Annotated in this window: 9 protein-coding genes; 4 read left to right on the plus strand and 5 right to left on the minus strand. The window is 74.0% G+C overall.

All coding sequences use genetic code 11. From position 1 onward, the window contains the following. Window positions 1-17: 17 nt before the first annotated feature. Window positions 18-503 carry a rhodanese-like domain-containing protein gene (locus DT019_RS04000; RefSeq protein ID WP_114035163.1) on the minus strand — a complete coding sequence of 162 codons (486 nt, stop codon included), beginning with the start codon at window positions 501-503 and terminating at the stop codon, window positions 18-20. Window positions 504-597: 94 nt separating this feature from the next. Here DT019_RS04000 and DT019_RS04005 point away from each other — a divergent pair, with 94 nt between their 5' ends. Further along, a complete protein-coding gene (locus DT019_RS04005) occupies window positions 598-1,044 on the plus strand; it encodes an Lrp/AsnC family transcriptional regulator (protein ID WP_114035164.1) in 447 nt (148 codons plus the stop codon). A 136-nt stretch (window positions 1,045-1,180) separates the two neighbouring features. Here the strand turns inward: DT019_RS04005 and DT019_RS04010 are convergent, their stop codons facing one another. The 4 genes from DT019_RS04010 to fusA form a co-directional block, all read right to left on the minus strand. Then, window positions 1,181-4,195 carry an AAA family ATPase gene (locus tag DT019_RS04010; RefSeq protein ID WP_114035165.1) on the minus strand — a complete coding sequence of 1,005 codons (3,015 nt, stop codon included), beginning with the start codon at window positions 4,193-4,195 and terminating at the stop codon, window positions 1,181-1,183. Next, window positions 4,192-5,346 carry an exonuclease SbcCD subunit D gene (locus tag DT019_RS04015; RefSeq protein WP_114035166.1) on the minus strand — a complete coding sequence of 385 codons (1,155 nt, stop codon included), beginning with the start codon at window positions 5,344-5,346 and terminating at the stop codon, window positions 4,192-4,194. The genes DT019_RS04010 and DT019_RS04015 overlap by 4 nt, the downstream gene beginning before the upstream one ends. A 93-nt stretch (window positions 5,347-5,439) precedes the next feature. Beyond that, window positions 5,440-6,066, minus strand: a complete 627-nt coding sequence (locus tag DT019_RS04020) for a YigZ family protein (RefSeq protein ID WP_114035167.1) — start codon at window positions 6,064-6,066, stop codon at window positions 5,440-5,442. Window positions 6,067-6,123: 57 nt separating this feature from the next. Then, window positions 6,124-8,190: an elongation factor G gene (fusA, locus tag DT019_RS04025; RefSeq protein WP_114035168.1), complete on the minus strand. Its 2,067-nt coding sequence runs from the start codon at window positions 8,188-8,190 to the stop codon at window positions 6,124-6,126. A 531-nt stretch (window positions 8,191-8,721) separates the two neighbouring features. Here fusA and DT019_RS04030 point away from each other — a divergent pair. From DT019_RS04030 to DT019_RS04040, 3 genes are all read left to right on the plus strand, one after another. Continuing rightward, on the plus strand, window positions 8,722-11,124 hold the full coding sequence (locus DT019_RS04030; RefSeq protein ID WP_114035169.1) for a polysaccharide lyase 8 family protein: 2,403 nt from the start codon (window positions 8,722-8,724) through the stop codon (window positions 11,122-11,124). A 117-nt stretch (window positions 11,125-11,241) separates the two neighbouring features. Continuing rightward, complete coding sequence (locus DT019_RS04035) at window positions 11,242-11,649, plus strand: CoA-binding protein (protein WP_114035170.1); 408 nt, start codon at window positions 11,242-11,244, stop codon at window positions 11,647-11,649. A 101-nt stretch (window positions 11,650-11,750) separates the two neighbouring features. Further along, window positions 11,751-12,614: an alpha/beta fold hydrolase gene (locus DT019_RS04040; RefSeq protein ID WP_114035171.1), complete on the plus strand. Its 864-nt coding sequence runs from the start codon at window positions 11,751-11,753 to the stop codon at window positions 12,612-12,614. The last annotated feature ends 14 nt before the right edge of the window (window positions 12,615-12,628 follow it).

Raw genomic sequence — 12,628 nt, forward strand, 5'->3', positions numbered from 1 at the left:
CGCCCCCGCACGGCGGTTCAGCAGCCGCAGTCCTCCGAGTCGACCGGCGCGGTCAGCGGGTCGGCGGCGCGCTTCTCCGCGCCCTCCCACGTCTCGAACGCGAAGCCCTCGCGGACCCAGTACTCGAAGCCGCCCAGCATCTCCTTGACCTGGAAGCCGAGCTCGGCCAGCGCGAGCGCCGCCCGGGTGGCACCGTTGCAGCCGGGGCCCCAGCAGTACGTGACGACCGGCACGGACTTGTCCAGGAGCTGCTCGGCCTGCTCGGCGATCAGCGCGGTCGGCAGGTGGAGGGCGCCCGGCACGTGACCCTGGTCCCAGGACGCGGTGGAGCGGGAGTCCAGGACCACGAACCCCGGGTCGCCCTCGGCGTCGAGCGCGGCGGCCACGTCGGAGACGTCGGCATGGAAGACCAGGCTGGCGCGGAAGTAGGCGGCGGCGTCGGCGGGGGCGGCCGGGGCCACCCGCAGAACGGGGTTGGCGGGGGCGGTGAGCTGTGTCGTCATGGCTGAAAATCTATGCGCCGGTGATCAACTCAGGAAGGTCCGATCCCCGGGACATCTCTTGATCTGCCGGGGATTCCACGGTTGTCTGTCCCGCATGACCGCGTATTCCCCCGACGCCACCGACTGGCGCATATTGGAAGCCCTCCAGCAGGAGGGACGGGCCTCCTTCGCCGAGCTGGCCCGCACCGTCTCGATGTCGGCGAGCGCCGTCACCGAGCGGGTACGGCGGCTGGAGGAGGCCGGGGTGATCGCGGGCTACACGGCCGTCGTCGACCAGGAACGCCTCGGCCGCCCGATCCTCGCCTTCGTGCGCCTGCGCTACCCGAACGGCCACTACAAGCCCTTCCACGACCTGGTGGACGCGATGCCGGAGATCATGGAGGCCCACCATGTGACGGGCGACGACTGCTTCGTGATCAAGGTGAGCGCGCGCTCGATGAGTCACCTGGAGGAGATCTCCGGAAAGATCGGCACACTGGGGTCGGTGACGACGAGCGTGGTGTATTCGTCCCCGCTCCCACGCCGCGCGATCGGACGGTGAGCCGACCGGCCCCTTGGCCCGGCCCTGTTCGGTGCGGCTGATCGTCCGGCTGCCGGGCGGGCTGAGGGTGCTCCTGCTGGACGGTGCCGGGTAGCGCACGGGGCGCGGGGAACGCGCGCGGCCCGCGCATGTGCGCTCAGTCCCCGGGGGGTGCCCCCCGCAGCCGTACCGACGAGCCCGTCCGGTCCTTCACCACTTCCAGCTGGGCCGGGATGCGGCGGCGCAGGTCGCCGACGTGGCTCACGATGCCGACGCTGCGGTCGCGTTCGCGCAGGGAGTCCAGGACGTCCAACACCTCGTCCAGGGTCTGGTCGTCGAGGCTGCCGAAGCCCTCGTCGATGAACAGGGTGTCGAGCCGCGCCCCACCCGCCTCGTCGGTGACCACGTCGGCCAGGCCAAGGGCCAGGGCGAGGGACGCGAAGAACGTCTCGCCGCCCGACAGCGTCGCGGTGTCGCGCTCGCGGCCCGTCCACGCGTCCACCACGTGCAGCCCGAGCCCCGAGCGCCCCCGGCCGCCCCTCACGTCGGAGTGGACCAGGGTGTACCGCCCGCCCGACATGCGCTGCAGCCTGGCGGTGGCGGCCGCCGCGACCTGTTCGAGGCGGGCGGCGAGCACATAGGACTCCAGGCGCATCTTGCGCTCATTGTCGGCGGAGGTGCCCGCGGTGAGCCCGGCGAGGCGGGCCACCCGCTCGTACTCCTCGCGCAGCGGCCCGATCCGGCGGGTCTCCTCGGCGGCCCGGGCGCTCAGTGCGCGCAGTTCCGCGCAGCGGTCGCGGGCCGCCGAGAGCGCCGACGCGGCATCCCGCAGGGCCCGTTCGGCCGCGGCGGCCTCGGCGGCCGCCTGCTCGGTGCGGGCCGGCGCGAGCCGCCCTGCGGCGGCCGTCTCCGGCTCCGCGAGGCGCGCGGTGACGGTGGCCTGCTGGTGCTGCCACTCGTCGAGCCGGTGCTGGATGTCGCGCTGGCCCCGCTCGTCGATCAGCGCGGCCGAGGCCGCGGCCGGGGTGTCGAACCCGGCCCGGAACGCCGCCTCCGAGAGCCGCCCGTCAGCCTCCTTGAGCCGCTCGGCGCTGTCCTCGACGGCGCGGACCGCCTCCACCGCCTCGGCCAGGATGGCCGCCCGGTGTTCGAGCAGCCCGGCCTGCTCCGCCACGCTGGCCGCGCCTGCCCGTACTTCGCTCAACTCCCTTTCCAGGGACGCCTGTTCACGATCAAGGGCCTCGCGGCTCGCGGTGCGGGCGGCGATGTTCTGCTGCGCCGTGCGCTGCGCGTTGAGCCGCCGCTCGTGCTCCCGCTCGGCCGCCGCGAGCGCCTCGCGGGCCTCGTGCAGCCCGGCGGCCCCGGTCCGCGCCTCGGCGAGTGCCCGCTGCAACTCGCCTGCCGCGTCAGCCAGTTCGGTCACGCCCGTCTCGCCCGCCTCGGCCCGGGCGACGGCGAGCTCCTGCCGTACGGCCAAGAGTGCGGCCTCGGCCTCGACGCGGGCCCGGTCGGCGCCCCGGTAGGCCTGCTGCGCGGCGTCCTCGCTCGCCCGGTCGACCTGGCCGGTGGCGGGGCGCGCGGGCGCGGGGTGGTCGACCGAGCCGCACACCGCGCAGGCCTCCCCCTCGCGGAGCCCCGCCGCCAGCTCGGCCGCGATGCCGCGCAGCCGTTCCTCGCGCAGCGCGAGCCAGTGTTCGTGCGCCGCGTTGGCCGCTTCGCGGGTGTCGTTGTGGCGCCGGTCGGCGGCGGTCAGGCGGCCGGCCAGCGCGTCCCGCTCGCGGGCCGCGGCGAGGCGGCGCCGGGCCGGTTCGAGCTGACCGGCGAGCTGCTCGGCGCGGGCCGCCGCTTCGTGAGCGGCGTCGATGCGTGCCTGGTGGCCGAGGCGGGCGGCCTCCCAGCCCGCGAGCCAGCCGAGGCTGTCGGTGAGGACGTCCTCGTCGGCGCGGGCCTGCCGGTCGAGGCGGGCGCGCTCCTCGTCGATCTGCGCGCTGCGGCGCTCGGCCCGTCGGGCGGACTCCAGGGCGCCGAGGTCCTGGCGCATCCTGCGCTCCAGGGCGGCGAGTTGATCGGCCCCGGCGTCGGCGAGCTCGGGGTGCAGCCGGGCGCGGGAGCGGTCCCGTTCGGATGCGGCCGTGCGGTGGGCGCGCTGGGCCTGCTCCCACCATTCGAGCGCGGGCGAGACCAGCTCCGCCTTGCGGGCCGTCTCCAGGCGGGCCCGCAGCGCCTCCAGTTCGGGGCGGCGGGCCGCCAACTCGTCGGCGCCGCGGCGCGCTTCGGCGTACTGCTCCTGAAGGGCGGCCAGCTGCCGGGTTTCTTCGGCGACGCGGCGGGCCGCGGCCTGCCGGCTCTCGGCCGCTGCCACGGCGGCCGACGCGATGTCGAGCCGCTCCCGCGCTCCCGCGCGCGCGACGGCCGCCCATTGCAAGACGGCCGCCGCCAGGCCCGGATCGCCCGGCCGGGCCTCCGGCAGCGGCCACTCCCGCGCGTCGGCGGAGTCACCCGCCGCCTGCGCCATCCGCTGGGCGAGGGCGAGCAACTGCTCGTCGCCGTCCTTCACCTGGCGCTCGGCGGTCTTGCGCAGCTCGGCGAGACGGTCCTCCACGGCGGCGAACCGGCGGGTGTCGAAGAGCCTGCCAAGGAGTCGGCCGCGGGCCTCCGCGTCGGACCTGAGGAACTTCGCGAACTCCCCCTGCGGCAACAGCACCACCTGGCAGAACTGCTCCCGGCTCATCCCGATGAGCTGCCCGAGCTCCTCACCGATCTCCTGGTGCGAGCGGCTCAGCGCCTGCCAGGCGCGGGCCGCCGGGTCGTACTCGCGCAGCCAGGTCTGCGCCTTCTCGGTGGTGAGGCCGTTGCCGCGCTTCTTGGGGCGGTCCTGCTGCGGGCGGCGGGTGATCTCCAACCGCCGTCCACCCATGGTCAGTTCGAGCAGGACCTCGGTGAAGACGTCGGGCGCGGCGTGGTCGCTGCGCAGGGGCGTGCCCGGGCTCTGCCGGGCGCCGGGCACCGCTCCGTACAGGGCGAAGCACACGGCGTCCAGGACCGAGGTCTTGCCGGCACCGGTCGGTCCGTGCAGCAGGAAGAGACCCGCGGCGGACAGCGCGTCGAAGTCGATCTCCTGGCTCCCCGCGAAGGGGCCGAAGGCCGTGACGCGCATGCGGTGCAGCCTCACCGGGCCACCTCGCGGACGCCCTCGTCCACGCGTACGGCGTCGAACGCCCCGCGCAGCACCGTCCGTTCCCGGTCGTCCGGGCCGCTGCCACCGCGCACGTGCGCCACGAAGTCCTCCGCGATCTGCTGGTCGGTGCGGCCGCGGAGCCGCTGTGCGTACGAGGCGTACGGATCGTCGTCGGACCGCTCGGGGTCGAAGGCCAGGCTCAGCGTGTGCGGGAAGCGGGTGCTGATCCTCGCCATGGCGTCGGGGGGACGCACGGCGTCGGTCAACGTGGCCTCCACCCAGGCCTGTTCGTGGCGGGTCAGCGCCGGGTCTTCGAGGAGCGCTTCGAGGTGCCCCCGGACGCGGGCCAGGGGGCGGGGCACCGGGCAGTCGATCCGTTCGGCCGTGACGGCTCCGTCCGCGGCCAGGTCCACCAGCCACATGGACTTGCGGTGGCCGGTCTCGGAGAAGGAGTAGGCGAGCGGCGAGCCCGAGTAGCGGACCCGCTCGGTGATCACCTGGCTGCCGTGGAGGTGGCCCAGGGCCACGTAGTCGACGCCGTCGAAGACCCCGGCGGGCACGGCGGCGACCCCTCCCACGGTGATGTCGCGCTCGCTGTCGCTCGGCTCGCCCCCGGCCACGAAGGCGTGCGCGAGGACGACGGACCGGGTGCCTTCGGGGCGGGTCGCGAGGTCGGCGCGCACCCGCTCCATGGCCGCGGCCAGCACCGCCTCGTGACCGGCCTTGGGCGCTCCCAGCCGGTCGCGGACCAGGGCAGGCTCCAGGTAGGGCAGGCCGTAGCAGGCCACGTCGCCGATCATGACCGGGGTGCCGCAGCCCGCCGGGTCGGTCCGCAGATGGATCCCGGCCTGCCGGATCAGCCCGGCGCCGACGCCGAGCCTGCGCGCGGAGTCGTGGTTGCCGGAGATCATCACGGTCGGCACCCCGAGGTCGGCGAGGCTGTGCAGGGCCCGGTCGAAGAGGTCGACGGCGGCCAGCGGCGGCACCGCACGGTCGTACACGTCGCCTGCCACCAGCACCGCGTCCACACCCCGGTCACGGACCGTCGCCACCAGGTGGTCGAGGAACGCCGCCTGGGCACCGAGCAGCTCGACCCGGTGGAAGGACCGGCCCAGGTGCCAGTCCGAGGTGTGCAGGAATCTCATGATCCCCGAGGGTAACGGTGGGGTCCGACATCACGGGCGGTAACCGGGACATCCGGTGGCTCGCCACGCCTCTCGGGCCCCGTGCGGTACGCCTCAGGCCTCCCCGTACGCTTCGCCGCCCAGCTCCAGGGTCGCCGTGCCCGCGGTGGCGTCGGCGAGCCAGCCGCGAAATCCCTCGACCTCGGCCTCGGGCAGCCCGATCTCGATGGTCACCGCCTCCGCGTAGCGCACCTCGCGCACCGCGCGGCCGGTCGCGCGCAGATCGTTCTCCAGCTTGCCGGCGCGCTGGTGGTCGACGGTGACGGTGGCCAGGCGGAACCTCCGGCGCACGATCGTGCCGAGCGCGTCCAGGGCCTCGCCGACGACTCCGCCGTACGCCCGGATCAGACCGCCCGCGCCGAGCTTGACCCCGCCGTAGTAGCGGGTGACCACGGCGACGGCGTACCGCACCTCGCGCCGGGTCAGCATCTGGAGCATGGGCACACCGGCGGTGCCGCCGGGCTCGCCGTCGTCGCTCGCCTTCTGCACGGAGGCGTCGGCTCCGATCACGTACGCGAAGCAGTTGTGGGTGGCCGTCGGGTGCTCCTTGCGGACGCGGGCGACGAAGTCCTGCGCCTCCTGTTCGGTCGCGGCGGGCGCGAGCGCGCAGATGAAGCGCGACCTGTTGATCTCGCTCTCGTGCACGCCCTCTCGGGCGATGGTGCGGTACTGCTCCTGCATCCGCCCAGCCTATGCGCCCGCCCCGCCCCGGCGGACCGGGGCGGGGCGGGCGGTCGGCTACCGGGCCGCCAGGTCGGCGGCGACCGCGGCCGGCACCGGCGCGAGGGGCGCGGGCCGGGTGGTGAAGGTGCCCCGGCCCTGGGTGCGTCCGCGCAGCCGCGAGGCGTACCCGAAGAACTCGGCCAGCGGCACCGTCGCCGTGATCACCGCGGTTCCGGCCGCGGCGGTGGACGCCGTCACCTGGCCGCGGCGGGCCGCGAGGTCGCCCAGGACCGCGCCGACGCCGTCCTCCGGCACGGTCACCGTGACCTCGACGACCGGTTCGAGGAGCCCCATCACGCTCGCCCGCAGCGCCTCGCGCAGGGCGAACCGGCCCGCGGTGCGGAACGCCATCTCCGAGGAGTCCTTGGAGTGGGTCGCCCCGTCGGTGAGCGTGACCCGCAGGCCGGTGACCGGATGGCCGCCGAACGGGCCCGCCGCGAGGGCGTCACGGCAGCCCGCCTCCACGGCGCGCGCGTACTCCTGCGGCACCCGGCCGCCGACCACCGTGGACCGGAACTCGAATCCCACCTCCGTCAGGGGCTCCACGTCGAGGACGACCTGGGCGAACTGCCCGGCCCCGCCGTCCTGTTTGACGTGCCGGTACACGAGGCCGGTCACGCCGCGCAGGACGGTCTCGCGGTACGAGACCTGGGGACGGCCGACGGCGACCTCCACCCCCTGGTCGCGGCGGATCTTCTCCACCGCGACCTCCAGATGGAGTTCGCCCATGCCCGACAGGACCGTCTGGCCGCTCTCCGGGTCGGACCGCACCACGAGGGAGGGGTCCTCCTCGGCGAGGCGCGCGAGGGCCGCCGCGAGCCGCCCGGTGTCCGTGCCGAGCCTCGCCTCGACCGCCACGGACACCACCGGCTCGGCCACCGAGGGCGGTTCGAGCAGGACGGGCGCGTCCGGTGCGCACAGCGTCGCGCCGGGCCGGGCGGCCTTGAGGCCCACCACGGCGACGATGTCACCGGCCATCGCTTCCTCCCGCTCCTCGTGCCGGTCGGCCTGGACCCGCAGGATCCGGCCGACGCGTTCGACGCGGCCGGTCGCCGCGTCGCGTACGGAGTCCCCCTTGCGCAGGATTCCGGAGTAGACGCGTACATGGGTCAGGCGTCCGCGTGCCGTGGCCGCCACCTTGAAGGCGAGGGCCGCGAACGGCTCCGCCGGGTCGGGCGCCCGCTCCTGCTCGACGCCGTCGACGGTGCCGCGCACCGGCGGCATGTCGGCGGGCGAGGGCAGATAGGCGAGGACCGCGTCCAGGAGCGGCTCGATGCCGCGGTTGCGGTAGGCCGAGCCGCACAGGACCACCACCGCGTCCCCGGCGAGGGTCAGCTCGCGCAGGGCCCGCACGAGGGTGGGCCCGCTCAGCGCCGAGGCGGCGCAGAACTCCTCGAAGGCGTCCGGATGGAGTTCCGCCACCGTCTCCTCCAACAGGCGGCGCCGTTGGACGGCCTCGTCGAGCAGCGCCCCTTCGACCTCTCCGGTCACGCAGACGTCGTCGTGCCACACCAGGGTGCGCATCCGCACCAGGTCGACGACCCCGGTGAAACCGTCCTCGCGTCCGACGGGCAGCTGGACCACGAGTGGCACCGCGCCCAGCCGTTCCCGGATGGAGGCGACCGCCGTGTCGAGGTCGGCGCCCGCCCGGTCGAGCTTGTTCACGAACGCGATCCGCGGCACACCGTGCCGGTCCGCCTGCCGCCACACCGACTCGCTCTGCGGCTCGACCCCGGCCACGGCGTCGAACACCGCGACGGCGCCGTCGAGCACCCTGAGGGACCGTTCGACCTCGTCGGCGAAGTCGACGTGGCCCGGGGTGTCGATGAGGTTGATCCGGTGTCCGTCCCACCGGCAGCTCACCGCCGCCGCGAAGATCGTGATGCCGCGGTCCCGCTCCTGCGCGTCGAAGTCGGTGACGGTGGTCCCGTCGTGAACCTCGCCCCGCTTGTGGACGGCGCCGGTCGCGAACAGGATGCGTTCCGTGACCGTGGTCTTGCCCGCGTCGACGTGGGCGAGGATGCCGAGGTTGCGGACGGCGGAGAGGGAAGTCGCGGTGAGGGGAAGCCTGTTGGTGCGCATGGCCTGAGGCCTTTCGAGTGCTTTCGCGAAGGATGCCCGGGAGATTTCGGGCGAGCCGGAAGCGCGATTCAGGACGGCGTCAGGCCTGTCGGCACGGCCGTGCGGAGCACGGCAACGGCGCTGCGAGCATGGCGACTTGACGGAGCGTCACGTAACGTCGGTGAGGGCCGCGCAGCCGTCACCGGGCGACGCGAGACACCAAAATCACGTCGTACCGGGACGAGGGGGCGAAGGCCGCGGTGTGCTGCGTGCGCATGGCCCGGCTCCCCTTCTCTTCGCTCGGCGGTCGTCACTCGACATGAGGGCGCCGCGGTCGGCGGCGCGCAGGTCGAGTGTAGGGAGCGGGACGTCGCGGCCGCACGGGGTTTTCCGCCCGCCCTGCCGCGGCACGGTCACGGGCGTTGACTCGCGCTCCGCGCCGGGGCTACGTTGAGCCCCGCTCATGAGGTTCTCGTATGTGAGTGCCGTTCAAATAGCTGAATCCAGCAGTCGGATCACTCCCTCAGCCACGCCCCGACGTGAGGACGAGCGATGTCGCTTGATCGTCGAGAAGTACTGCGTTACGGAGCCACCGCGGCCCTGTCCACCGCGGTCTCCCTCCGCCCGGTCGAGTCCGCGCTCGCGGCAGCGGGGCCGTCGGACGCGTCGGACCACGCCAGGATCGTGGCGGCCTACCGGGAACTCCAGACGGGCCGCGGGCGCGCCTCCGCCCGGCGCACCCGGGCCGTGGCCGCCCTGGACGAGGTGGCCATCGGCTACGACGCCGCCATGGACGTGACCGCCGACCAGCTCTGGGCGGACCTGCCGGTCGGCCCGGGCAGCACCTACTTCCCCACCATGTACTACCGGTTGCGGACCATCGCCGTGGACTGGGCCACCCCCGGGTCCGCCCTGTCCAACCGCCCGGAGCTGCCCGGCCGCCTCGTGACCGCGCTCACCACCCTCTACCGCACGCAGTACAACGAGCACACCCCGGAGACCGGCAACTGGTACTCGTACGAGATAGGCGTGCCGTACTGGCTCCTCCAGACCGTCGTGGCGCTCGGCGACCGGCTGCCCGGCGCCGATCGCGAACGGGTGCTGCGGCCGGTGCTGCGCTTCGTGGCCGACCCCAACCGGCGCACCGCGACAGCGGGGTTGGTGGAGACCGGCGCCAACCGGGCCGACAAGGCGCTGATCACCGTGGTGTCCGGCGCGCTGGCGGGTGACGCCGCACGGGTCGCCGCCGGTCTCGCGGCCGTGACCGACACCGCGGGCCACGGGGCCGCCGACCTCACCTGGCGGTCCACCGCGGGCGACGGCTACCGCACCGACGGGTCCTTCATCCAGCACGAGGTGGTGCCCTACCCCGGCCACTACGGCCTGGTCCTGCTGAGCGCGATCGCCGCGCTGACGTACGTCACCGACGGGACATCCCGTCAACTCGACCCGGGCGTACGGGAGACGTTCGACCAGGCCGTCACCGAGGTGTACGCGCCGTTCCTGTTCGCCGGGTCGATGATGGAACCGGTCCGCGGGCGGATGCTGTCCCGGCAGGGCGAGACCGGGCACGACGCCGGGCACCAGTTCATCGCCGCCGTGGTGCTCCTCGCCAGAACCGCCGCCGAACCCACTCGCTCCCGGCTCGCCCGGCTCGCCGCGCGCTGGATCTCCGAGGGCACCTGGGCGCCGTACCTCGACGTCTCGGGCCTGGCGCGGTTCTCGGGCGGGCTCCAGCCCGTCGGGGTGCCCGAGGTGGAGTTCGCCGAGCAGCTGCCCGCGCTCCGGCCCGGCCCCGCCGTCCGCGAGCACCGGGTGTTTCCGCAGATGGACCGGATGGTGCACGCCTCCGACGGCTGGTCGGCGTCGCTCGGGGTCGGCTCGCGGCGCATCTGCCGGTACGAGTCCCTCAACGGCATGAATCTGCACGGCTGGTACACCGGCGAGGGCGTGCTGTACACCTTCCTGCCCGGTCAGCAGGGCCACTACAGCGACGCCTACTGGCCGACCGTCGACGCCACGCTCCTGCCCGGCACCACCGTGAAGGACGCGGCGCCGCCCCCGCTCCTGACCGACCCGCCGCGCACCACGACGGCGTACGCGGGCGGGGTGCGCTTCGACGCCGCGCACGGCGCGCACGGGCTGGACCTCGTCTCCCAGGACGGCACCCTGACGGCCAGGAAGTCGTGGTTCTTCACGCCGGACGCGGTGATCTGCCTCGGCGCCGCCCTCACGGACGGTTCCGGTGCCGCCGTTCGGACGGCCGTCGAGAACCGCAACCTGGGCGAGCGCGGGACCGCTCGGCTCCTGGTCGACGGCCGCCCCGTGGGGACCACGCCGGGTGTGACCACCGTCGTACCCCGGGCCCGGTGGCTGCACCTGGAGGGCACGGCGGGGTACGTGCTGCTCGACGGGCAGCCGGTGACCCTGCTGCGCGAGGACCGCACCGGCAGCTGGCTGGGCGTCGACACCGGGGCCAACACCCATGGCACGCCCGCCCCGTACACCCGCCGCTACCAGAAGATCGTGCTCGACCACGGAGCCCGCCCCACCGGCGCGCGCTATGCCTACGCGGTACTCCCCGGCGCCTCGGCGGCCGCGACACGCCGGGCGTGCGGACGCTGGAAGGTCATCGCCAACGCGGCGGGCGTCCAAGCGGTGCGCCTGGAGGGGCAGTTGACCGCAGCGGTGTTCTTCGGGCCGGGGGCGGCCGAGCGGGTCCACGTCTCGGGGCCCGCGGCCATGATCTGGGGCCGCACCCCGCACGGGCACACGTACGCCCTCTCCGACCCCACCCAGACGCAGGACACCGTACGCGTCACCGTGGCCGGACCCGCCCGCCGCGTCCTGCGCACCGACCCGTCCGTCACGGTGGTCGCCACCCGCCCCTCGCTGGTGGTCGACGTTGAGGTGGGAGGGTCACTCGGGTCCACCCACACCTTCACAACGGACTGATTCCACACCCCGCCATGCCGCCGTGCTTCGGGGGCGAGGGCCTGACAGGAATGCCGCCGCGCCCGGACGTGTTGTGCACGGTGACCGTGGAGCGCCCGAGGATGACCAGGAGAGCCCGTGCACGCCGATCAGGAAACCGTCCGCAAGATTCTCACCGCGACCGGGGACACCTGGGCCGTGGTCGGTCTCTCCACCAATCAGGACCGCGCCGCCTATGGCGTGGCCCGGGTCCTCCAGCGCTTCGGCAAGCGGATCGTGCCCGTCCACCCCAAGGCGGAGACCGTCCACGGCGAGCAGGGCTACGCCTCGCTCGACGCCGTCCCGTTCCCCGTCGACGTCGTGGACGTGTTCGTCAACAGCGAGCTCGCCGGCGCGGTCGCCGACCAGGCCGTCGCCATCGGCGCCGAAGCCGTCTGGTTCCAGCTCGGCGTCATCGACGAAGACGCCTACCACCGCACCCGCGCCGCCGGGCTCGACATGGTCATGGACCGCTGCCCGGCCATCGAGATCCCCCGCCTCGGCTGAGCGGAGGGGTCCCCGCCGCCCGCATTCGACGAGTGCGGGTATGTACCACTGAATCGCACACGCTCATACTGTCGCCTACCAGACCTACGGGGAGGCACCAGTTGGGGGAGCTGATTCGTACCAGGGACGGGCGGGACTTAGCGGTCGAGAACTACGGTAACCCTCAGGGAAGACCGGTGTTCCTGTTGCACGGCACACCGGGGAGCCGGCTGGGCCCGGCACCCCGCAGCGCGGTGTTGTACCGCCTCGGGGTCCGCCTCATCACGTTCGACCGGCCGGGGTACGGCGATTCGGACCGGCTGCCGGGCCGCCGGGTGGCGCACGCGGCGGCCGACGTGGAGGCCATCGCGGACGCGCTGGACATCGACGAGTTCGCCGTGGTCGGCCGGTCCGGCGGAGCCCCGCACGCCCTGGCCTGCGCGGCACTGCTCCCGGACCGCACGGCGCGGGCGGCGGCCCTGGTGGGGCTCGCGCCGCGTGACGCGCAGGGGCTCGACTGGTTCGAGGGGATGACCGAGTCCAACGTTCGCGAGTACATCAACGCCGCCGCCGGGCAGCGGCAGTTGGCCACGGCCCTGGAGATGCGGTCGATCACGATCCGGTCCGATCCGCGCCGTTCGGTCGACGACATGCGACACGGCCTGCCCAAGCCGGACCGGCCCATCGTCGCGGACGCCGGGATCAGGGCGATGCTGGAGCGCAACTTCGAGGAGGGGCTGCGCAGTTCCGCCGACGGCTGGGTGGACGACGTGATGGCGTTCAGCAACGACTGGGAGTTCCGGCCGCAGGACATCACCGCCCCGGTCCTGCTGTGGCACGGCGAGCAGGACGTGTTCGCCCCGGTGCAGCACACCCGCTGGCTGGCCGAGCGGATCCCCGGAGCCCAGCTGATCGTCGAGCGGGGCGCCGCACACTTCGGGGCGCTGCGCGTGCTCACCCGCGTGCTGAGCTGGGCCACCTGGTGAGCGGCGGGCAGCGC

Source organism: Streptomyces sp. SDr-06 (assembly GCF_003324565.1).
In the GTDB taxonomy this organism is placed as follows: domain Bacteria; phylum Actinomycetota; class Actinomycetes; order Streptomycetales; family Streptomycetaceae; genus Streptomyces.